The sequence below is a fragment of the Flavobacterium sp. UBA7680 genome, assembly GCF_002482975.1.
GTDB lineage: Bacteria > Bacteroidota > Bacteroidia > Flavobacteriales > Flavobacteriaceae > Flavobacterium.
This window is the reverse complement of sequence record NZ_DLHA01000019.1, coordinates 108,131-131,578: the sequence shown is the minus strand read 5'-3', so window position 1 is coordinate 131,578 and position 23,448 is coordinate 108,131. Positions and strand designations below refer to the sequence as shown.

Sequence of the window (23,448 nt, the reverse complement as noted above, 5' to 3'; positions counted from 1 at the left end):
ATTCCGTAAAAGAGTTCTACTGGAAATTTTGTAACATCCTGCTGAAATTTAATACGTTCCAGTCTCTTGTCATTTGTACCTTTAATAGTATAATAAAACTATTATAAAATCAAAAAATAAAAGTTATGGCAGAGATAAAAATAGAGAAAAAGAAAAGAGTATGGCCTTGGATTGCAGTACTATTGGTAATTGGTGCAATTATATACTACATCTATTTTGTAGATCATCAGGTTAAAAGTGACAACAGCGTAGAAATCGAAAACACTACAAGTGCAGAATAAGACTGTTGTTTAATGAATTTTCAAAAAATTTAACTCCCACAGAATACGCAGGTATTTACCAGCTCTATTGTTACGCAGTTAAATTTGGCAGAAATCTGAAAAAATATACATTAATTAAAAAAGAAATTATGGAAAATAAACATAGAAATTTATATAGACTCGACGAATTATCTGATTATAAAATTGCATCTAATTATTCTGATGTAAGAGGGTGGAAAATAGTAGATGCTGACAACCGCACTATTGGTAAAATTGACAACCTCTGGGTAAATAAGGACATGCAGCGCGTGGTTTACCTTGACGTAAAAGTAGATAAAGCGCTCATAGAAGACAGCCGAAACGAGGTGCATGATGTTATAGCCGGCGACCATAACAGAGAGCTTATTTATAAAGATGGAGACAGCCATATTATTATACCAATTGGATCTGTAAGTATCAATAAAGACACTAAAATTGTCATGGCTAACAGTATTGGCTACAATACATTTAGAAATACAAACAGATACAACAGTGTAAACAATTTTGACAGGGAGTATGAAAGAAAAGTAATGAAGTCCTATTATCCTGAGAATGATCCTGACTCTGGATATTATAGTGATGATGACGGCTTTTACAACCGAAGAGAATTTGATAACAAATAACTCTTTTGTTCACATTTTCTATAAACTTGTTAACTAATAAATGATGATTGATTATGGAAACGCAAATTATTGAACTAGAAAAAAAATATTGGCAGGGAATGGAAAACCATGAGTATGAAACGGTAAAAAACCTTACGCTGTTTCCTTGTATAATTGCCAGTAAAAATGGTGTACAAAGTGTAGACGAATCTCAATTTAAAAAGATGTTTGAATCTGGCGATGGTGACAAAATCAAAGTATTGAATATTTCTAATGTAGAAACAAAGTTAATTGCCGAAAATACAGCGATTATAGGATATATAATAGAATTAGGAATAACGGATGATAAACAAAAAACTCCCACAAAATGTGCCTGCACTTCTACCTGGATTAAACAAAATGACAATTGGGTTTGTGCATTGCATACAGAGGCAGAATTGTCCCAGCAATAAATTTTAAGCATAAGAAATAATAAAAACTCTAAATCATTGATTTAGAGTTTTTTTGTGACTGCACTGAAGTGTATTCAAAAAAACTAGTTATGTATATTTGATACATGAACAAACAGATATCTTTTTCGATCGGCTTTAAGAGCTGGTTATTAACGTGTCAGGACTTGCAGAAATATGGTTTTGAGATCTCAAAAACCTTCCCGGAACTGAGAAATCTGAATGTATTATTTAACTGCGCAAAATAATTGCGTACTGCTTGAATATCTTTGGATCATTAATAGTTATGACTGATTTTATAAATTATAAAAACACGAAATTATGGACAGATCAATTACATTTATGGAAAAATTATCCACTGGATATTCGTTTACTGATCTTGGATACAGAGATTATATTGCGGCGCGCTTTTTACTTAATAACCATTATATCGTTCAAGGGTTGACTCTTGCCAGCATAGCCGTAGAAAAATATTTGAAAGCAATAATTGTTTTTAATCTACAGGAAAGAGAATGGTATAATTATCATTTTGACAGATTCGAACAGCTCAAAAATCTGGTGGCTAAAGTTAACAGTGACGTAACTCAAGAGTTTGATCCCGTTTTCGTAGCAATATTAGAAAAGGCTTTTAAAATCAGATATTACGATAAAATTGAAAAACCGATTTTTATGGGTTTTTACATTAATCAATTTATAGGAGAATTAGATTATACAATTAACTATTTGGAAAATTTCATTTTTAATACTCAAAGTTGCGGACAATCTATAACAGTATATAATAAGGCTGTTATAAACAAAGATTCAGGTCTATATTACAATAATTTTATACTAAATAAAGAGAATAAAAAAGATTTTATGGAAAAACCAGATATAGGGTTTTCAATATATATTAGTGTTGGATCTGTAGTTCATCAAGAAAAAATAGTAAAAGGAGGAAGCACACGAAATACATATGAGGGACAGATAGCAGAATTCACCGAATTTGGCCCAGAGTTTATATTGTAAGAATATCTTTTTTATATAATAGCTTGAATATGCACATAGTTTGCGGGAAGGGATTACAAATCCGCGCGATCGGGGTAATATTTGTAATGTGCATTTTGTAGAGAAGGGCTATACAGTGAAATGTAAAATTCAATTCTGATAAATTAATATAATTAATGATATGATAAGATACCATCGAAACACTTTAAAAAAGCTTTTGGACCAGATAAAATTTGCTAGTAAAGAACCATATTTATATCCAGAAATTTGGAGACTTGTACAATTAGATGTCATAAAAAAAATCATATCCTTAGAAAATAGAATACGAGACAAAAAATCTGAAAAAAACGATTTAAATATTCTCAGAAAAAATCCTTCTCAAAAATTAACTAAAGAAGAATCTATTAAAATAAAAGCAAAAATTAAATCTTTAGAAAATAAACTTGAAGAAATAAGGTTTTTGATAGAGGTTTATCGCAGTATTGGTGATGCAGTAGCTTTTACTTTTATTAACAAATTGGATATTAAGCCACAAAACTTTAAAAAGTCTGCCGGTTTTATTTCAGAGAAGATAGGGTTAAAAAAAGAAATAGAAGTATTTAAAAAAAATTATTCGGAAGGAAGGATTGCAATTTTTAATGATATTACTAGTGTTTTAAAATATTGTGATTTAACAGTGGTTTATCCTGGAGGTTTTAATCTTATTGAAGTTAAATCTAGTAAATTCGAAAATTCAAGAATTCATAGACAAAAAGAAAATGCGGATAAAATAGTTAAGTATTTCGAAACCGATAAAACTGACAATTTATATGGGATTGAGGGAGAAACAATACGTGTTGACGTAAATAGTGTTGAAGTAAATTATGTTAAGGAATTAAATAAATTAATTCAATCTTCAAAAGAAACTAAAAACGCTATTTTTGAAGTTGAAAAAGGAATTTATTATTTTGTTTCGAGAGAATTTGAAGAAGGATTCATGGAAAGAAATTTTAAACAATTAAAAAATCCCATAATGGTTTCTTTAAATCAGTTTAAATTTTCAGGTCAAGGATATTATCCTTTTTCTTTAAGTTTTTTAGATTCTAATGATTATTTAGACTTTCTTGACGGTAATTTTGTCATATTGATAATTATTGATTTTGAGGAAGTAAAAAATTATTGCTCTTTTAAAAATTATGATTTCATCCATTCAGATAATGATCGATATATCTTTACGATAAAACCACAAAATAAAGAAAATTCCGAAGGCATGTTGAAGATTTCTGACCATTATTTTTTTCGATCTTGTACTGAATTTGTTTCTTTAAAATGGTTAATAGATGATTCAATTAGCCAATTTGAAAAGATGAAAAATAATAATTTGGCAAATTTGTAAATTTTCTTTTTGATTTATTGTAGTTTATGGAATCACCCATTTTAATTTTGAAAAACTTTTAGATGAAAACAATATTATCAGAAATTAAAAACCATTTTGAATCGAAGTCAAACTATCTTGAATTGTTTTCGAAAGTAGATTCAAGAATTGAAGGTTGGTTCAAAGCTGAAATGATTTTTATTTTGGAGGAATTATGTTTAAAGAAAAAAATTATTGATTACAAAAGAGAATTTTTAATAAAAAAAGCTAACGGAAATGGCAATAATATAGATTTTCAGGTTACTCTGAAATCAAAGGAAAAAATATTGGTAGAATTTAAAGCTTTAGTGATAAGTCAATCTGCAAAAACACCTAGAAACTTAAATTTTTATTTTGGCAATAATAATCTAGGATTGTTTAAAGATTTTAGAAAATTGGATTCTATAAATTTTGAAGGAGAAAAATATGTTATCGGTTTTATATACCCAAAGCCAGAAGATATTGCTTGGAATAAAGCATTAACTAAGATATTAGATGATATTATTGGTTGGAAATGCATCACTCAACTAAAAGATTATAAAAAAACTTATTTCATATCAATATGGCAAAGATGTTGATGCCTCCTAAAAAAAAGAGACTTTAAAGTCTCTTTTTTTGTTTTATATATATAAATAATTATCTATTAATCAATTTCTCAAGCCTCACCATCATTTCATCTTTCTCTTTCAACATACGCTCATATAACGCAATTTTTTCTTCATGAATTTGTACAATTTTATCAATCGGATTAAAAGTACAATTCATATATCCAGAATTGTTAGCAACTGCTCCTTCATGAAAAGTGTTAGCAATAATATTTACAGCCTGTTCTTCATCAAAATTCTGAAAAGCTTCAACAGGAATTTTTAAAACAGCAGAGATTTGTTTCAACAGATTATCTTCAATTACATCTTTCTGTTCCAGTAAAGAAATTTTCTTTTGGTTCCATTCTTCGCCAAGATCATACGCTAAAGCTTCCTGCTTTATGTTAAGCATTTCTCTAAAGCGTTTTACGTTTCTTCCCTGATGTATTTTTTGTTCCATAATGAATATCAATTTTCTGAAGGCTCAAATATAAAGCCATTTGGATTAAAAATCCTGAGTTTCAAAGATAAAAAAATATCCCATAATACATCTATTTTGTCAGATATTATACCGTTTCTATTTATATTTTAGTTCAATGTTTTTCTGGTATAATATATGTTGCAGCTAAATTAAAATCTAAAGAAGCTGAGAGAGGAAAAAACTTTATCAAAAAACTAAATCAATTTATGCCTGATTTCTTTATATTTTGAACGACCAACAGGTAATAACTCACCATTTTTAAGCAGCATATTATATTTTCCTCCGGCTTCTACAATCAGTTTATCTGCTTCCTGCCAGCAAAGAATATAAGATTTATGAATTCGCTCGAAATCTGCGGGGAGGAGTTTTTCTAATGATTCCATAGATTTATCATGTAATTCTACACGGCCATTTACTAAATGTAATTCGGTATAAATTCCTGCGCCTTTTATGTATCTTATATCTTTAATAGTGATGAGTTTAATAGTTTTTCCCTTTTTTACGGCTAAAAACTGAATATCCTGACTATTTGTTTTTTCTGGTGTTGAAAAACGTGTAAAGGCCTGAGCCAATCTGTTTGCATCAAATGGTTTAGGTACAAAATCCAAAACGCCATAATTGAATGCCATAATCGCTTTATCCGTATAAGCCGAAATAATAATGGTTTGAAAAGATTTAGCGACAACCGTCTGCAGCACTTCAAATCCGTCCTCACCATTCAAATTCAAATCGAGAAGCAGTAAATCAATAGATTGTTTTTCGATTGTGTTTAATCCATTTTCAACCGAATCACTAAGTAAAATCTGCACCTCTTTATCAAAAAAATCACGGGTCATTCTTTCGATTCTTTTGGCAATTCGGGCTTCGTCTTCAATAATTAGAATTTTCATTTTTTATTAAAAATTTTAATTGTTGTACACCATCCTTCTTCTACAGCAAAAGAATCAAATTCCCAATTACTGCCATAACTTTCATTTAATCTGGCTTTTATGTATTTAAAACCTGTTCCGTTACTGTTTTCTTTCTTTCTATTTCGGTTTTTTGCCACGGTTAACAAGGTATATTGTTTGTATTGTTTGTATTGTTTTTCTCTGGTAAAACTTAAACTAAAAGTAATACTGCCTTGTTTTGGAGGCAAACTGTGTGTGATTCCGTTTTCTATAATAGTATGAAGAACCGCAGGCGGAATTTCTTCGTTTGCATCAATATTTTTTTCTTCCCATTTATAACTTACTTCTTTCCGAAAAGACATTACTTCTAAATGTTTTCGGCATAATTCAATTTCCTGCCTAATAGGAATCAAGGTATCCTCGGCAATAGAATTCATAATATCAAATTCATCTGCCAATGCCCGAATAAATACAACACCTTGCTGCGGAGATTCTTCTATCCAATCTATCAACGAAGTCAGGGTATTACGAAGAAAATGCGGCTGAATATTTTTCTTAACGAGTTCTAACTGTAATCTCGATGAAAGCAATAACGATGCATTATGAGCTTCTTCAAGAGCTTTTGCACGAATTGTGTGCAGATAAAGCATAGACAGAACAATAATCGTAAATGCTATAAACAATCCAAAATCATAAAATATATATTTATTTACAATTACACTTGCCAATAAACCCATCACTACTATTAAGCCGCCTTTAATTTTTCGGTATGCCGCATCGATGGCAATAATTAGCGAGACAGCGCACATGGCATAACTAAAATAGATGGCCGTATAATCGTAATGACCATAGTAGACAATATAAATCGTTAGAAGAGTTACTATCAAAAGAAATAAAAACAACCGCTTTCTTTTAAACCCAAACTGCAGCATAAAATACCAGGGAACCAGTATAGAAATTATAAATGTCAGCAAACCAACAATCTGTAATCGGGTATAAAAATGAGTATACGGAATATCTATATAAAATTTCACGTATTCTATAATAAGCAGGCAGAAAAAGAGCAGACAGATTATTCCAAAAAGTAAAACGGTTGCTTCTTTACGAGTACTGTTTATGTAGAGAAAAAAATAATAAATAAAAGCAATTAAAAAAGCCCCCGCCATAAGATTCATAAAAGACATAACAACAAGCGGGGCACGATGAAGTCTTAAAAAACTCTCCAATTTTAAGCCAATGCTGCGATTTGCTTCTCGAACTTTAGTTTGTGTTCCAATTACCGTGACAATGTGTTTGCCTGTATTAGCCAATTTTTCGGGTATTTGATAATAAGTCAGTTCAGTTCCCGGAATTTCAGGCTGACCTGATTTTGCCATTTTACCATTACTTCCCACAAAAACACCATCCCAATAAACATCAAAAGAACCAAAAGCAGTTACCTGTAAACCTAACGGGGTAGATTTATTTTCACGTTTAAGAATTTCGATATCTATTGGAACTTTAAAAACAGAGTTGTCGGCTTTGCCCAAATAATCATGAGGACGATTTTCATCATCAACATAATAGGTTACATCAGATTTAACATACTCAGTATATTGTTTACAGGATGAAAACAATAGTAATAATAAAACGATAAAAAAGGGCGATCGATACATGAGATAAAGATAAAATAAATATCGAATACCGAAATGCATTTCAAAAGCTCTTAGAGCCGTTTGCATGTTTTAAAAGGTAAGATTTTATTTTATAAAGTAATCTTGTATCATCAAAACCAATAAACATGAAAACCTTTATAACCAGTATTTTAATTTTATTTATTCCGATGTTTAGCTTTGCGCAGAAAGCAGCTGTTTCCGGTAAAGTTCAGGACAATACAACTAAAGAAGCAATTCCGTATGTGACAGTTTCCATACAAGATAATGTCTCAAAAACAATAGCAGTTGGCGTAACAGATGATCAAGGAATGTTTAATCTCGAAGAACTGCCAAGCGGTAAAATGACCATTTCTTTTAGTTATATCGGATATCAAAATTATATTCAAACATTCGAAATCATTTCGGGAAAACCCAAAACAGAATTAGGAACTATTCTTTTAAATACCGATGCTGTACAATTAAATGCAGTAGAAGTAACCGGACAAAAATCCAGCGTGAGCTTAAAACTTGATAAAAAAGTTTTTGAAGTGGGTAAAGATGTGCTTTCGCAGAATGGCTCTGCTCACGATGTTTTAAACGGAGTTCCTTCGGTAACTGTTAGTCCAACGGGTGGAATAAGCCTTCGTGGAAACAGCAGCGTATTGGTATTAATTAACGGGCGTCAGTCTGGTTTAACACAAAGCAATTCACTCGATCAAATCGCTGCCGACCAAATTGAACGTGTCGAAGTAATAACGAATCCTTCGTCCCGATATGATGCTTCGGGTTCGGCAGGAATTATCAATATTATATTAAAGAAAAACAAAAAAAGCGGTTTTAGCGGTCAGGTTAGATTAGTTGCCGGATCACCAAATGACAGTCGTCTTAATCCAAGCATCAATTTTAAATCGGATAAAATTAATATCTTTTCCAATTTTGGTATACGTTCTTCTGATTACGTTGGTTTATATACTACGAATCAGTCGACTATAAATAACGGTGCTCCAAACTATCTTAATCACGTACAGAATGAGGATCGCCACGACGATGGAAAATTGATTTATTTGGGTGCTGATTATTATATTGATGAACATCGTACTATTACCGCAGCATTTTTAAAAAATGCCACGAAAGATGATGATAAAACCCGTTTGTTATATGATTACAGCAATGCAAACCATACACAAGACAGTGTTTTAACAAGAGAAGGAAAATCATTAGAAAAAAGAGATTACAACCAATTTGAGTTTAATTATACCCAGACTTTTAAAAAGCCTTCAAAAAAATGGACTATCGATGTTCAGTATGATTGGTGGAACAGCGATAAAAAATGGGACCTTTCAACACAGCGTATATATCCGGAAACGCTTGCCTATCCCGGCATTAGAACCAACTCAATAGGAAGCAGTAAAGATTTACTTATGCAGAGTGATTTTGTTCAGCCAATTGATTCTGTTTCTGTATTTGAAATGGGTGTGAAGACAGAAATTCGTAAAGTTTCCAGTCAGTTTTTGGCAGAGCAGCAAGAAGGAAATATTTGGACGATTTACCAAAATATTGACAATGATCTCAATTATACCGAGACCATTTCAAGTGCTTATGCGCAATATAGCAACAAGTTTAGGAGATTTAATTATATGTTCGGGCTTCGTACAGAATTCACCAAAATTGCTATTACAGATATTAAAAACACTTATAACGATGATAAAAAATACAACCGATTATTTCCAACCGTTAATTTAAGTTATAAGTTTGAAGGATCGACTTTGCAGTTAAATTACAGCAAACGAATTAACCGTCCGCCGTTATATGCTTTGTATCCTTTTAACGAACTGACCGATTTGAATGCGCAATATATTGGGAATCCAGATCTAAATCCTTCCTATTCTGATGTGTTTGAATTGGGTTTCCTTAAAGCATGGAAAAAGCTTACGCTGAATCCTTCTGTTTATTATCAATGGGAGAGTGGTTATATTCAGGATTTTACGTATCGTGAAAATGATATATTTTTTACAACGCCTATCAATATTCAGCATGAAATACGAAGCGGTATAGAACTTTCGACCTTATATAATCCGTTAAAATGGCTTCAGGTCAATTTAGAAATGAATTTTTATCATTTCACCCAAAAAGGAAGTTATCAGGAAGAAAACCTTGATTATAGCGGAAAAACTTTTACCGGACGTTTAAGCACTCAGGTTAAACTGCCGTCAAAATTCAGTTTTCAGGGGCGTTATAATTTTCGAGGTGCACAGCAAAATGCACAAACACGAAATGATGCATTGCAATCGCTTGATTTTGGTTTAAGCAAAATTTTATTAAAAGATAAAGCTACCATTGTATTTGATGTTTCAAATGCTTTTGACTTACGCCAAAATAAAAGCACAACAACCGGTACAGATTATTATATTACCGAAAACAGTATTCCAAATGCCGCCCGCTACCGACTTAGTTTTGTGTATCGTTTTAATTTAACAGATCCAAAAGCAATCAGACAGGCGAGTAGTGCTAATCGTAATTAATGGATGACTTTTAATTTATGAGCGAACCTTGAACAGTCTGGTAAAAACATTATTTTTTATATCCTTCCCAACCTTTCTTCAATTTCGTACATCTATATATTTATAAGAAGAAATTTTCTTTAAAGATTTTTATTTCATTGTTAATGGAATGGAATAATTATTGTTTTTTTACTTCTTATAACATAAAAAGGTTTTGCACACTTTGGATTATCCAAGGTAAAAAAGGATGACTAAAAAAAATTCATGAAAAATATTCTTTTACTACTTCTGACAGGTTTGATTATTAGCTGTACACAAAAACAAAATAATCCTGAAAACTCTGATTATAAGTCCTTTTATAAGAGCTTTAATGAGGTCAAACATGATTCGTCAATAACAGATTTAAGAGGAACTTGGGGAGCTAACGAATTATTATTGTCAGACGAAACAAAAGAATATTTTTTATTTCCTCAAAGTCCTGATGGCTATAATATTGGAAACCATATTACATTAAATCCGGATCAAACTTTTACAAGTTTTTACAGTGCAGAATGTGGAAATGATTGTTTTACTGATAGTAAAGGTAAATACAAAATTATAGACAAAAATTACATTTGTTTTTATCTCGAAAAAATTACCAAAAGCGGTGAATGTTCGGGAAATAGTGAACCAAACAAAGATTTGGGGTTATATTATTACTATAAAAAAGATAAAATGTTCTGCCTGCTAAAAAGCAGCGGTAATTTAACACAAGATAAAAATAATGTAATCTATCGTGACCTGATTATTGCCAAAAGAGCCGAAATTGAAAAATTTTATAAAAATCATGGCAGTTTAAACCATTTTATTTTTGATTGGAAAAAAACAAATTATACTGATGAAACACCAATCGTTGCATTTTGTATGGCCGAGAATAACATCAAAAATTACAAGTTGCTATATTATGATAAAGGAGACAGATATTCTACAATGGCTATAGCATTGGTAAAAGTGGATGGTAAATTTCGTTATGTAATATATGATACTTGGGGTGACCCAATGGTTAGTTTATTCAATGATGCTGAAATTCAGCAGACAAATCAATTTATTGAGGAAGTTGATACTTACAAATCTTTAAAAATTAAAAGTTTCAAGCCGAAAAATAAGTTAGGAAGAACTCTTTCTGATAAAGAAACCATAACTATATCAAAAAAGGGAAATGAAATTTATAAAGTTAGATATGAAAATTATCCTAAAGATACTGAGCATATAGGTGTTTTTACTTTAACTGTTTATTATCAAAATTCGGTACCGTTATATATCGATTTTCAAAATGATTTTATTGGAATTGAAAATAAAAGATTGGATAAAACAGGACTTTATATTTTGGACTGGGAAAATAATAAAGTAGCTGTGAAAGTCATTAAAGGCGATGGATATTATGTTTCTATTGAATGGATTAAAACAAAAATAGATCAAATCATGGATGAAATTGAACAACAAAAGATCAAGTGAAAATTTCAAAAAAAAACGATAATACTTTATTAGAACTGCATGAAAAAAATACTACTAGCCATACTTGTCTTAATACCTTTAATTGGTTTTTCTCAAAACAGCGAAGCTTTGAGAAAACAAGCAATGCAATTTTTTAATGAAGGAAAAATTAAGGAATCATTAGCAAGTTTTGAAAAAATACAAGACAAAGAAACACTTGAAAATACTAATGTAAATATATGGAAAGAACATATTTTGGACATTCAAAACTTGAAGTTTGTACAGAACCAAAACTATAACAAAAATTCTGGAATTGTTAGTATAAAAACAGACTTATTAGAACATTATGGAGTGTATAATGCGACTGAAAAACAATTTGTAATCCCGCCGGTTTATGATAAAATCTATTTTATGAATGGCTATAGTTATGAAAATGGTTTCCTGGTTCATAAAGCAAATAAAATCGGGTTATGTAATGCTGAGGGAAAATTAATTATTCCGTTGGGGAATCATACTATACTATTTCGTTCATACAGCAGACTCATTAATATCAAGCAATTTGACAGCAGCGAGTTGTCTAACGAACCGCAATATGCTATTTATGATTTGAATGGGAAATTATTACTTGCAAATACTGAGATCATTTATGATTATACTAATCCTTTCATTATCATAAAAAACAATAAAAACCAGTTTCAGTTGTATGATATTGAGAAAAACAAAATTGTTTTAAACAATTGTTCTGAAATTAAAGGCGTTCCGTTTGATTACAGCAAAGATTTTGATTTTGTTTTGGTTCGAAAGGACAATCAGAGTTTCTTTTACAATGTAAAAACCAATGTGCTTGAGCCAAATCCTGATTTTGAAACTGTAATGGATATTGATTCAGAAGATTTACGACTAGCCACTTACATTCTTAATCTTAAAAACGGGATTAAAGAAGAATCAGAATACGAAAAATATTTTTTTATAAAGAAGAATAATAAAACAGGAATTTATAACCTGAAACAAAGAAAATATTTGTTCCCGGCTGTTTACGATTCGATTTCATCTTTATTGAATTGTCTGAATCAAAATGAATGGAAAAACCTTATTTACAATGAACCTGTAACAAAAGCTTTAGGATATAGTATTGAAGGTTTAAGAAGTAATCTGGCCTTTTTTGTGTTTTCTAAAAATGGCAAATATGGCGTAAAAAACATTTATGGCGATATACGATTAGAACCTGAATATGATGAAGTTGATCTTTCTTCAAGAATTTTAATTTTTAAAAAAGGAAAAAAATGGGGTTTTTTGGGTCGAGACAATGAATTAATCAAACCGAAATTTGATTATATTGAAGGAGATGGTAATAACGCCAAAGTTTTTCTTGACGAAAAACAGTATATCTATCAATATAATTATACGAAGAAAAAATATTATATAACCCAACCTAAAAAAGAAGAAGAGGATGATCCTGAACGTAAAGCAGAACGTGAATTAGATCGAAAAAGAAAGGATCCTAATTTTATTGAATACTCAGATTTAGATTATGACGGTGATGATGATAGAGAAATTAAAAGAAAAATGATCAAAAAAGGCAGTTTGTATGGTATTGCCGATTTAAAGAATAAAGAAATTATTCCGCCAATTTATAAAAAAATTTATCTGGATGGCGATAAATTCCTGATACAAACTAACGATGAATGCGGAGGTTTGCTGGATCTTAATGGAAAAGAACTTATTCCGTTTGTCTACAGAGGAACAAATCGTTTGAGAAATAATTTGTACAAAATTTATGATGGACTTAAAACAGGCATATATGATATCGCAACCAAAAAAGAAATAATTCCTCCTGTATATAAGGATGTACAAGCCATTAATGATGAGCTGTTTTTAGTCATGAATGATCAGGAATTATACGGTATTCTCAACAAGGAAAACAAAATAATTTACCCATTTATAATACAGCCATATAGTCTGACTCATTTGAGATTGTCTTCTAATGATTTTTTTGTTCTTTCAAGATTTCAAGATTTTGAGTTTTCAGTAGCTTCATTAATCAGAATTACTAATGGAAAAGCTGTAGATGTGTTTGATAAAGAAGTACTTTCTAAATGTTTTTTAGGTTACTCCAAAAGAATGTTATCAATTAAAGAAAAAGATACAATTCGTTTTTATGACTTATCAAAAGCTGAATTTCTGGATTCACAATTCAAAGAGAGTATTTATATAAAAGAATCAGATACCTATTTATTAAAAAAAGATCAGTTTTTTGAAGATCAAATTTATCTTTCAGAAAGTGTGACCAAAAGAACAAAAGCCGTCATTGCACAATGGAATGGATATTCTTTGTACGAGGAGAATAATAAAATGGGAATTATCAATAAAATAGGAGAAAAATCAAAAGCAGCTTTTCCAAAAGTTTTGTTTTTAAATTATGTTCCACAACCCAAAACGTTGTTTAAATATTATTTAAGCACAAAATCCGAGCGAAACGGTTTGATTGATTTTGAAGGAAATGTAGTTGTAGAAGCAGAAAAGTATGATGATATTAGGCCAATAAGCAAGTCAGAAATTGGTTTGCATTATCCAAATAATGAATTTACAGCCGAAGAAATTAGCTATATCTTCGCGTGTACTGATAAATCAGATTCAGAATATGATATCATCGATTATATTTCTTTAAGCGGGAGAAAAATTGCCACTCAAAAAATAGAAAAAGGCTATAAATGGTATTACATTCGAAACCCAAAAGGGTTGCTGCTTTTTAAATCAAATGATTCTGTTCAAATGTTTGATTTAAAAGCAGGTAAAATAGTATTGAAAACAAAAAGCGTTTCAATGGATGGAGATTATACTCGGAATATCTTCACTAATTTATATTACACTGATGAAAAATCAGGAAAAAAAGAAAGAAGAGTACAACTCATAAACAGCAGTGGAACTATTATAGCAGACGAAAGTTATAACTCTGATGATGAGCGAATCGATCACAGAAAGTATGGCTATAGCAACATCAAAACATGGGCAAATCCATTGATTACTAAAAGAGATAATAAATACGGTTTAGTAACTTTTGAAAATAAAGTATTATATCCATTTGTTTGTGATACCATCAGTTATATAGAAAACAGAACCTGGAATTATAATTATTTTTTTCTGGAAGCAGAAAAAAACGGTAAAAAAGGAATATTAGACACCAAAGGCCAAGTTTTGTTAGATATTAAATACGATCAATTGCTATGGGTGAATTTGTTTGAAACTAAAGGTAACCGTGATGATGAAAGACTCCTTTCGGCCAGAACATTTAATATAATCGTTAAAGAAAAAGGCAGATATGGGCTTTTAGACAACCAGTTAAATCCAATTTTAGAAACAGATTTTGATCATATTCAAATAGGCAGTAAAATAATTACGAGTGTGATAATTGCCAGAAAAAAGGACTATTCAATTGTTTTTGACCGTACAGGCCTTTATAAGTTTAAGGTGAAATGTGATTCTCTTCGTGAAAATTATAAACTGGATTACTTCGAAATTTTTAAAGATGGCAAACAAGGGATTTTAGATAATAAAGGGAATTTAATTTTCGATTATAAATATCCTAATGTTCAAAAAATAGAAATTGATAATTTGTTTATAATTCAAAAAGACAACAAGCAATATCTCATTGATGATAATGGAAAAATTATATCTGATGGTTTTACAGAAATTAAAACATTAGAGTACGACAGCAAGGAAAATTATAATTCTAAATTTTATTGTATTCTTACCAAAAATCAGGATAATAAAGTGGGGATGATCGATCAAAAAGGAAATACAATAATCCCGAATGAATATGATGCAATCAAAGAAATTAGTGATTTAAGATATATTCACGCCTTTAAAGATGACAAGTATGGTATTATAGATTTTAATAACAATATAGTTTTGCCATTTAAATTTACAGATAGAATATATTATAATTACAATAATAAGTATTTTGATTGCGATATAGAAGATGCCGAATTTGTAATTACGCCTCAGAATATTATATTAGAAGAAAGACATTCAAGATAATATAATAAACTTTACTGAAAATAAAAACGACTGCATTTGCCAAATGACAAATGCAGTCGTTTTTTGTTCCCATACTTTTACATTATGATTAATTTGAAATAATTAAAAAATGGTAAAAACAGTTTTGGTAACAGGAGCTTCAGCAGGAATAGGCAGAGCTACAGCTATTTATTTAGCACAAAGAGGATACAAAGTATATGGTGCAGCACGAAGAGTAGAACTCCTGCATGATTTACAAGAATACGGCGTGAAAGCAATTGCTTTGGATGTAACAGACGACAACAGTATCTTGTCATGCGTAAGTACTATTTTGAATCAGGATTCTCGGATTGATATCTTAATAAATAATGCCGGTTTGGGATCTTATGGTGCATTAGAAGATGTGTCGATAGCAGAAGCAAAAAATCAAATGGAAATTAACCTTTTTGGCGCTGCACGTTTAATACAATTGGTACTGCCTGAAATGCGAAAAAATAAATTTGGGAAAATCGTAAATATTTCTTCCATTGGTGGTAAAGTCGGGCTCCCGCTGGGAAGTTGGTATCATGCAAGTAAGTTTGCTATTGAGGGACTGAGTGACTGCCTGCGTAACGAAGTAAAACAATTTGGTATAGATGTAATCGTTATTGAACCGGGCGGAACAAAATCAGAAATGATCGAGAATGGAACTGCCGATTTAATACGTATTTCCGGGAAAACAGTATACAAAAATTTAGCAAATGCAGTCGCAAAATCGTATGCCGCTCAAAAAGAGAAAGCGATTGAAGCTGTAGAAATTGCAAAATTAATTGCAAAAGGTATAGAATCAAAATCACCAAAAACGCGTTATATTGCAAGTAATGCAAAACCATTTTTATTTATTAGAAAAATGGTATCGGATAAATTATTTGATAAATTAGTGATGAGTCAAATGAAATAACTATGGAAACCTTAATTAACTATTTATTGCAATTTGGAAATTTGAATAGTCATCAAATTGAATTAATTAAAAGCAAACTTGTTTTCAGGGAGATTAAAAAAGAGGAGTATTACCATCAAGCCGGCAGGATACCCACTGAAATTATTTTTTTAACAGAAGGAATTATGCGAGTCTGTTATTACAATCACAAAGGAGATGAAATTACCAAATATTTTATTGATGAAAATAATTTTTTGGCTGATATAAATAGTTATAATCTTGAAATTCCATCTACAGAATATGTTCAGGCAGTTACGGATTGTAAATATTTTGTGCTCTCTAAAAATGCAATGAAAGAATTGTCATCCACAATAATTGAGTGGGATAAAATTATAGCAAAAATTACATCTAAAGGACTAGCTGACAAAGTCAATAGAATCAGCCCTATGATGACTGAGGGAGCCAAGGAGCGTTATCATAAATTTTTAAACAACTTTCCAGCTCAGGCAGAAAGAATACCGCTTTCTTATTTAGCTTCCTATTTAGGTATCACACAATCTTCTTTAAGCAGAATAAGAAGAGCATCATTTGAAACGAAAGAAGATCAAGATGAGAAGAAATTACGCAAATAAAGTTTAATTGCTATTCGCAGCTTTTTCAACTACAGATAATCTTTCATTAAATAAAAAGCAGTTCCTAATTTTGAACTGCTTTTTTTATTAATTTAAATTGTATTCAGCGTTATTGCTGTTTGATTTCTTCAGCAGAAATACGTGTAATAGCACCGCGAAATTTTTCTTTTTTTACAGGCAAAGACGGAATTATACAATCGTTCTTAACTGAATGATCTGTTTGCAGTATCACATCAATATCATTTTTAGATGCGCTTAATCTTTGGGAAATAAATCCCATATAAGTAAAAACTAAAAATTGATCTGAATTCACTTTAATAGAAAAACAGCCATCAAAATCGGTTTGCGTATATGTTTTTGTTCCTTCAATCACGATATTTGCTCCCGGTAATGGATATCCGGTATCATCAAAAACAGATCCATATATTATTCTGCTTTGGGAGAATGAAAATTGTGAAAATAAGATCAGGATAAAAAGTATTTTGATTTTGTTCATATTTTTTTAGTTAGGCAAGTTTCATCTTTTTAATTATCTAAATATTCATTTCCTCTTAAATCCAGCCAGCCTTTTTGACCATTTGGCAATTCGAAGCGGGCAAAATTTCCTTGAAAAGGCTCCAGCTTTTTATATTTAATCTCTTTCATAATGGGATAATAAGTGCACAATCCGTTTTTTTGAATAAGATAGTTTTGTGCACTTATTACTTCGATAGCGTCTAAGTTTTTGGGCAATTTATTATTAAATGTTGTAATTTCATCATTGGGATTTTTTGTGCCTAAATATTCTATCGTAGTCAAATCATATTTCCCATTTTTAAGTTTTGCATAGATCATAATTGGAAATTTCACATTATAATCCATCATTTCAGAATTCAATGTTATCGAAGCATCTTTATCTAAAAATTCAAGAGTTTCGTACTTGCTGGCATTAAATAACGTAAAACGATTTTCAAAACTTGCTAAACTCGGTACAAGCGAAAAAATGTTATCAGTATACAGATAAAAAGAGGAATCTTCTTTAACGATTTTAAATTCAACATTATAAGAATCGAAATAATTGGAGAAATCATGACTATATTGAATATCTCCGGGACGATAATTTTCTCCAATTAAGTTTATACGTCTTAGCAAATTTTCATCAATAATTTGCAAACTTGGATAAAATCGCTCCATTCCAACAGCTTTTAAATTTGTAAATTTTAAATCTTGAAGCGCATAATTATAAAGGGCAATTTTTCCTTTTTGAAAACCAATTATAAAGAAGTCATTAAAAGCAATAGAATCAAATGTTTTATTTACGGCATTTTCGTTATAGATATCTACAATTTTTACTTGCTTATTTTTCAGGCTGTCAATTGTATAGAAACCATCATTAAGTCTTAGTTTTGATGTTTCTGTTGAAAAAATTTCTGCTGTTGTTAAGCTTTTAAGTTCCGAAATTTTATAATTTCTAAAAGCTGCAGCTAAGTCCTTTTCCTTAAACAAAAAAATAATCTTTTCTTTTGTGGGAATAATAAATCCACCTTCGTGATAAATAATTTTCTTGTTATTGCCAAAATCCAAAATGCAGTAATGAAAAATTTCTCCTTTTATGGGTTTATGAATAGAATCTTTTATAAAATCTATCCCAAAGAAATTTCTATTGTATTTATAAAACTGATAATTATTATCATCATTAATCGTAGTAAACTTTTTAGTTTCAAAATTTTTAAAATCATAAGTTTCAATGCGAGAAGCAAAAATGGTAGAGCTATCTTTTTTTACGGCATCAATTTCTTCTTTCGTTACACTTTGCAGCTCATATTTAGAATCTTTGGCAAATTCTTCATAATCATTAATTTTCTGCAGCCTTATTTCATAATATGAATTTCCTTTTTTTACAAAAACACCTTTCTCAAGATTTACAAACTCAAGTTGCCCTTCTTTAATTTTAAAGACTTTTTGCCCAAAACAAATTTGAGATAATAGTATAAACAGAAAAAAAGGTTTTTTAAAAATATTCATATTATTGGAACTAAAGATTTCTTTAATTATAGATGCCAATTTAATTTAAAAGGTTGGGAGAAACTAAAATAAATTTTAAGAAATTTTAAAATGAAATCTTTGATTTGAAACAGCTTTAACTTTTTGTGACAAAAAAGAAAACAGCTCCAAAAGTTTATAGCTCCAAAAATTTCTAAACCCACTACATATTGCATAATTTTGCAAAGCATGAAGCAACTAGCTTCTTTCTTAAACTATGAACAATACATTTTCTGACAACAGCCAAATTGGAGTCGTATCAAATTTCTCTGATCTTGTACATACCAATTTCAAGGGAGAAATGAATGCGCTATGCTGGTACAGAAATTTAGATGGCGATTTTAACGAAATTGTAGCCAAATTATCTTTAGAAGAAAATATAACAGAAGTTTCTCCCGAAGATCTAATCACACTCCAACTCTCAGAAAAGGGAAATACAGCAAGGGAAATAATCTTAAATGACATACAATTATTAGCTGATTTTGGCGCTTCGCCTTCTCTTAATTTATTGAAGTGTTACGAACGCGATGACGAATTTGATTTCATATCGACCGATGTATATTCGTTTCATGTTGACCGTTCGCCCATTGCCACAGATACTTTTTTATGCACTTATCACGGAGCGGCAAGCGATATTGTTGCTAATTCGCAGGCAGAGCAAAAAATTCTAATTCCGGAAATTCGGGCAAAGCTAAAAGAACTGCATGATGGACCAGCGGAAGAATTCGAAGACTTTTTAAAGGAAAACTATTTTGATTTGCATTATCAGCTGCATCAGGATGCAGAACCTATTAATTTAGGTTTAGGGCATCTTTGGCGACTGGCTGTCGATCATCCAAAACAACAAGTGCTGCCTTGTATTCATAGAGCACCAATAGAAAACGAAGGAGAATATCGATTGTTGTTGATTTGTTGAGGGATATTGTTGGGACCATATCCTAATTGATTTAAATTATTTAAGTAAGAAGGAAATTTATAAGTTTGCGTACCACTTTAAACTTTAGAAATGAAAAATTTGAAATTTTATAGTATGATTTTGATTTCATTATTGACATCTTGTATGGATGTAAGTGACAGCAGATGTATTCTTACTCTCAACAAATCTAATAATACTATATATTGTTTTTATCTTGATCGCGAGCTGACTAAAATGGACAGCCTTCCCAAATATTCCTTTCCTCCGCATGAGATAAAGGCCAAAAATGAGGACTGCAATCTGATCGTTAAACCTCGTTGGGAAGAATACATTAAAACTTGTGATGACCAAAAAATAAGATATTATATTATTAAAAAAGACAGCGTAGATAAATATGGCTGGAAAGCAATATTTAAAAGTGGTATTTACAATAAAAAATACCTTTTTACAATTAAAGAATTAGATCGTTTGAATTGGACGATCAATTATAATGAAAATTAAAAGGTATAAGTAAAAATCTAATTCAAAAATCCGAATAAAGCTGAAAGAGTTGTATTACTATTTGTTGAAAAAATAAAATTTTGACAAACATTACAAAAAGTAGATGTAAATACCTTTTAATTTTAATACAAGAATGTTGTAGAACATTTTGAAAAAACGATGAGAATAAAAAAAATACGAGGACATAATAGAATTCACAGACAAATTGAAAAATGGAAATTTAATAGTTTGTCATATAATTTAAAACCTTATTTGGAAAATGAAAATCATAGAGATTATATTAAAATTCATGTAAGTCCTTTTTGTGATCTTTCAATAACGAACAGTATTATCCCTGAACCTAAAGGAAAAACAAAAAAACTGATTTTATCTTCACTATTAGAAATATATTCACATTGGGAAGAACTGCTAAAAAAAACCGGTAAACCATTTTATTTAAAAATTTGGCTATTTGAACCCAGATTTTCTAATTCTCAAGTTGTTTGTGCAATCGGAAATGATATAGATTATTACAAAAATACTTTTACAGCATCGGAAGAAATTATAGTTTTTAAAAATGACCGATATGGTAACGAAATGCAATCAAAAATAGAATTATTTGATTGGAAGTTATTTTTAGATGAAGTCTTCTATTATGATGATGAAGTTGGAGATAAAGAAATGTATATTTCTGAAAGTGACTATTTTGAATCCAGACGTCGATTTAAAAAAATAATGAAGAAGGAGCATCGGGTAAAAAAGTTTGAATGGTTAGGTGAAAATCGAGAATGTTATATTTTTAAAAAAGGTGAAGTTTGGTTAGGAGGAAAATAAAAATTCCCGATAGTGCGGAAATTCTTTCCGTGCCCGTTCCTAATATTAATAAAACTGGATTTTCTATTTTTTTAATCTTTTTAAGATATACTTTGCGGGCACGGATTGCAAATCCGCGCTATCTTTGTCTACATATCCAAGCCTTCGGGTTGATAATTTTGTGTTTATCCTTAAACCCGATCGCTCGGATATGCGCAACGATAGCGCGGAAATTCTTTCCGTGCCCGTTCCTATATTAATAAAACTGATGTAAAGTATATAGTTAAAAACTGGATTTTCTTTTTTTAAATCTTTTTATGATATACTTTATGGGCACGGATTACAAATCCGCGCGATCGGGTAAGATATACCAGATCATGCGCATCGTAATCTATTGATTGTGATTTTTAAAAGGTATTTCCGTATTGAATAGCGTATAATTATTATGTTTGTATAAGATTTAATTTTACGAATGAGAAAATTTTACTTTTTAGTATTTCTAGTATTAGGCATTTTTCTGATGTCGGATACTACTTTTGCGTGCGGAAGTAAATCTAAAAATGATCATTCTGCCATAGAAATGCCATCATCTAAAAGTAAAAAAGATTGTTGTGATGCTGTTGCTGGTCATAAAAATAAAAAACATCATTGCTGTAATCATAATTGTAAAGATTCTAAATGCACTTGCGCACCATCAGCCAGTGTTTTTTTAGTATTTAGCTTATCTGCTTCACAAGCCGAAAATTCTGATTTTTGCAATAAAAATCAAAAATTTAACCATCCCGAGAGTTCAATTTCTTCGGGTTTCTCTTCTCTTTATTTGAAACCAAAAATAGGTTAAATTCAAAAAGTGACAGCCAAAGGTGTGTCAAATTAGCAGTACACCATCTGCTTTTAATCTATTCAATAAAAAATATTGCCGGATTTTTTTTTAGAATTACAACACATTATCATAATGATATGAGAATAATATTTGATGTTAATCTCCATTATTAAAAGATGTTATTGTATTAAAAGAATGTCGGGCAGGAACTAAATTTAAATAAATTTTAAAAATGAAATTAAAAACCCTATTATACTTCCTGTTACTAATGCTAAGTATCACTAAATCTCAGGCAAAAGTAAAATTACATGTGGATTATCAAAATAACAAAATAGAAACGGATACCATAAGAGATGAATTTAATTTAAAAAAGAAAAATACAGCAAACCTTATCAGCGGTAAAAGTCCGGATATTTTGCTGAAATTCTACGAATACTATTTGCAGGAAAACGACATAAGCAGAGCTGATTCATTAATCTCAAACATTTTAAAATCAACAAATGATGTTGCTTATAAGTATCAAATGAGCTTGGTTTCTTATCGTTATACTTTAGATGCTAGGTCGCAAATGCTATTTACCTCAGATACTTATCGTATAGAAGCATATCGTAACTATTTTTTAAAATCCGGTATTACATCATTAAAATCAAATAACGATATACGGGCTCATTATCTTGGTTTGGTTGCTTTAGACGCTGCTTATTATAAAATTGCTCCCGATAGTGTTGTAAAGAAACAAATAGGACGTCATTACAATAGCCTGGCTTGGTATAGCATCGTAACGCAACAGCTAAATGATGTTGCGTATTATTTAGATCAAAGTATAAAGTATGATCCCGAATCGAAATATCCGGTTTCTAACAGGCCGCTTCTGCTTTTATTACAAGGGAATTATAAGGAAGCAGAGGCTCTTTATATTAAATTGAAAGACCTGCCATTTGAAGAACCCAACTCCACTTTTAAAGATGAGTTTTTGGAAGATTTAACCTTAGTAGAAGCAGAGGGAATCAAGATCAATAACGTAAAAAAAATCAGGAAAATATTAAAATCAAAAAAATAGAAATCGCATATTCGTGAAGATTTCTACTCAGGAAATTTCAAGAAACCTTCAAAGTTAATCTTTGGAGGTTTTTTTATTAATTTGATGATTTTTATGAATTGTATTTTCTTTTTTTAATCTGTCAAGATATACTTTTGTGGGCACGGATTACAAATCCGCGCGATCGGGTTGCTATAGAAAGTTATGCAGGAAATTATATTAAAATTTTCAGCATAGAGAAAGTGTATTGAATACAATTAATTATGTAAATTTGAGGTATGAACAAACAGACATCTTTTTCGATATGTGGAGAATCATTGTTGGCTCCAATGCACATTTGCGGTTTTTTCGATTCCAGAGAACAGCAATATGAGGTAATTATTCCTTATATTATGGAAGGTTTGGAAGCCAATGATAAAGTAATTAACATTCTTGAATAAAGTAATGTTTAAATTTTAAAAGAAATTTATCTAAGAAAATGATTTTAAAAAAATAAG

Annotated in this window: 22 protein-coding genes; 17 read left to right on the top strand and 5 right to left on the bottom strand. The window is 30.4% G+C overall.

All coding sequences use genetic code 11. The annotated features are described in order from the left end of the window. The first annotated feature begins 125 nt into the window (after window positions 1-125). The 6 genes from B3C18_RS05555 (at window position 126) to B3C18_RS05530 (ending at window position 4,305) form a co-directional block, all read left to right on the top strand. A complete protein-coding gene (locus B3C18_RS05555; RefSeq protein WP_291143674.1) occupies window positions 126-281 on the top strand; it encodes a hypothetical protein in 156 nt (51 codons plus the stop codon). A 128-nt stretch (window positions 282-409) separates the two neighbouring features. After that, on the top strand, window positions 410-922 hold the full coding sequence (locus tag B3C18_RS05550; protein WP_291143671.1) for a PRC-barrel domain-containing protein: 513 nt from the start codon (window positions 410-412) through the stop codon (window positions 920-922). A gap of 53 nt (window positions 923-975) precedes the next feature. Continuing rightward, window positions 976-1,353 carry a DUF4440 domain-containing protein gene (locus B3C18_RS05545; protein ID WP_291143668.1) on the top strand — a complete coding sequence of 126 codons (378 nt, stop codon included), beginning with the start codon at window positions 976-978 and terminating at the stop codon, window positions 1,351-1,353. A gap of 318 nt (window positions 1,354-1,671) precedes the next feature. After that, complete coding sequence (locus B3C18_RS05540) at window positions 1,672-2,355, top strand: hypothetical protein (protein ID WP_291143665.1); 684 nt, start codon at window positions 1,672-1,674, stop codon at window positions 2,353-2,355. A gap of 196 nt (window positions 2,356-2,551) precedes the next feature. Then, window positions 2,552-3,709: a hypothetical protein gene (locus B3C18_RS05535; protein WP_291143662.1), complete on the top strand. Its 1,158-nt coding sequence runs from the start codon at window positions 2,552-2,554 to the stop codon at window positions 3,707-3,709. Window positions 3,710-3,771: 62 nt separating this feature from the next. Next, window positions 3,772-4,305, top strand: coding sequence for a hypothetical protein (locus B3C18_RS05530; RefSeq protein ID WP_291143659.1), 534 nt, complete (start codon window positions 3,772-3,774; stop codon window positions 4,303-4,305). A 58-nt stretch (window positions 4,306-4,363) separates the two neighbouring features. Here B3C18_RS05530 and B3C18_RS05525 read toward each other — a convergent pair whose 3' ends face one another. From B3C18_RS05525 to B3C18_RS05515, 3 genes are all read right to left on the bottom strand, one after another. Further along, complete coding sequence (locus B3C18_RS05525; RefSeq protein WP_291143657.1) at window positions 4,364-4,771, bottom strand: helix-turn-helix transcriptional regulator; 408 nt, start codon at window positions 4,769-4,771, stop codon at window positions 4,364-4,366. Between the two features lie 215 nt (window positions 4,772-4,986). Further along, window positions 4,987-5,682: a LytR/AlgR family response regulator transcription factor gene (locus B3C18_RS05520; protein WP_291143654.1), complete on the bottom strand. Its 696-nt coding sequence runs from the start codon at window positions 5,680-5,682 to the stop codon at window positions 4,987-4,989. Next, a complete protein-coding gene (locus B3C18_RS05515) occupies window positions 5,679-7,403 on the bottom strand; it encodes a histidine kinase (RefSeq protein WP_291143651.1) in 1,725 nt (574 codons plus the stop codon). The genes B3C18_RS05520 and B3C18_RS05515 overlap by 4 nt, the downstream gene beginning before the upstream one ends. 59 nt (window positions 7,404-7,462) lie before the next feature. On the opposite strand from B3C18_RS05515, the gene B3C18_RS05510 reads away from it, so the two are divergent. From B3C18_RS05510 to B3C18_RS05490, 5 genes are all read left to right on the top strand, one after another. Further along, on the top strand, window positions 7,463-9,838 hold the full coding sequence (locus tag B3C18_RS05510) for an outer membrane beta-barrel protein (protein WP_291143649.1): 2,376 nt from the start codon (window positions 7,463-7,465) through the stop codon (window positions 9,836-9,838). Between the two features lie 243 nt (window positions 9,839-10,081). Further along, window positions 10,082-11,311, top strand: coding sequence for a hypothetical protein (locus B3C18_RS05505; RefSeq protein WP_291143646.1), 1,230 nt, complete (start codon window positions 10,082-10,084; stop codon window positions 11,309-11,311). A gap of 39 nt (window positions 11,312-11,350) precedes the next feature. After that, the gene (locus tag B3C18_RS05500) at window positions 11,351-15,328 is read left to right on the top strand and encodes a WG repeat-containing protein (RefSeq protein WP_291143642.1); all 3,978 of its coding nucleotides are present in this window, start codon (window positions 11,351-11,353) and stop codon (window positions 15,326-15,328) included. 109 nt (window positions 15,329-15,437) lie between these two features. Further along, complete coding sequence (locus tag B3C18_RS05495) at window positions 15,438-16,247, top strand: oxidoreductase (RefSeq protein ID WP_291143639.1); 810 nt, start codon at window positions 15,438-15,440, stop codon at window positions 16,245-16,247. A gap of 2 nt (window positions 16,248-16,249) precedes the next feature. Further along, window positions 16,250-16,858: a Crp/Fnr family transcriptional regulator gene (locus B3C18_RS05490; RefSeq protein ID WP_291143635.1), complete on the top strand. Its 609-nt coding sequence runs from the start codon at window positions 16,250-16,252 to the stop codon at window positions 16,856-16,858. Between the two features lie 109 nt (window positions 16,859-16,967). Here B3C18_RS05490 and B3C18_RS05485 read toward each other — a convergent pair whose 3' ends face one another. Both B3C18_RS05485 and B3C18_RS05480 read right to left on the bottom strand, forming a co-directional pair. Continuing rightward, window positions 16,968-17,354 (bottom strand): carboxypeptidase-like regulatory domain-containing protein, encoded by a 387-nt coding sequence (locus B3C18_RS05485; RefSeq protein ID WP_291143632.1) that lies wholly within the window; start codon window positions 17,352-17,354, stop codon window positions 16,968-16,970. Window positions 17,355-17,383: 29 nt separating this feature from the next. After that, the gene (locus B3C18_RS05480) at window positions 17,384-18,862 is read right to left on the bottom strand and encodes a hypothetical protein (protein WP_291143628.1); all 1,479 of its coding nucleotides are present in this window, start codon (window positions 18,860-18,862) and stop codon (window positions 17,384-17,386) included. Window positions 18,863-19,097: 235 nt separating this feature from the next. Between B3C18_RS05480 and B3C18_RS05475 the strand changes: the two genes are divergently transcribed. The 6 genes from B3C18_RS05475 (at window position 19,098) to B3C18_RS05450 (ending at window position 23,391) form a co-directional block, all read left to right on the top strand. Next, window positions 19,098-19,796, top strand: coding sequence for a DUF1826 domain-containing protein (locus B3C18_RS05475; RefSeq protein WP_291143625.1), 699 nt, complete (start codon window positions 19,098-19,100; stop codon window positions 19,794-19,796). A gap of 90 nt (window positions 19,797-19,886) precedes the next feature. Next, the gene (locus B3C18_RS05470; RefSeq protein ID WP_291143622.1) at window positions 19,887-20,297 is read left to right on the top strand and encodes a hypothetical protein; all 411 of its coding nucleotides are present in this window, start codon (window positions 19,887-19,889) and stop codon (window positions 20,295-20,297) included. A 159-nt stretch (window positions 20,298-20,456) separates the two neighbouring features. Beyond that, on the top strand, window positions 20,457-21,110 hold the full coding sequence (locus B3C18_RS05465) for a hypothetical protein (protein ID WP_291143619.1): 654 nt from the start codon (window positions 20,457-20,459) through the stop codon (window positions 21,108-21,110). A 451-nt stretch (window positions 21,111-21,561) separates the two neighbouring features. Continuing rightward, window positions 21,562-21,930, top strand: coding sequence for a hypothetical protein (locus tag B3C18_RS05460; RefSeq protein WP_291143617.1), 369 nt, complete (start codon window positions 21,562-21,564; stop codon window positions 21,928-21,930). A gap of 214 nt (window positions 21,931-22,144) precedes the next feature. After that, window positions 22,145-22,972 (top strand): hypothetical protein, encoded by an 828-nt coding sequence (locus B3C18_RS05455; protein ID WP_291143614.1) that lies wholly within the window; start codon window positions 22,145-22,147, stop codon window positions 22,970-22,972. A gap of 257 nt (window positions 22,973-23,229) precedes the next feature. Next, window positions 23,230-23,391 carry a hypothetical protein gene (locus B3C18_RS05450; RefSeq protein ID WP_291143613.1) on the top strand — a complete coding sequence of 54 codons (162 nt, stop codon included), beginning with the start codon at window positions 23,230-23,232 and terminating at the stop codon, window positions 23,389-23,391. Window positions 23,392-23,448 lie beyond the last annotated feature (57 nt).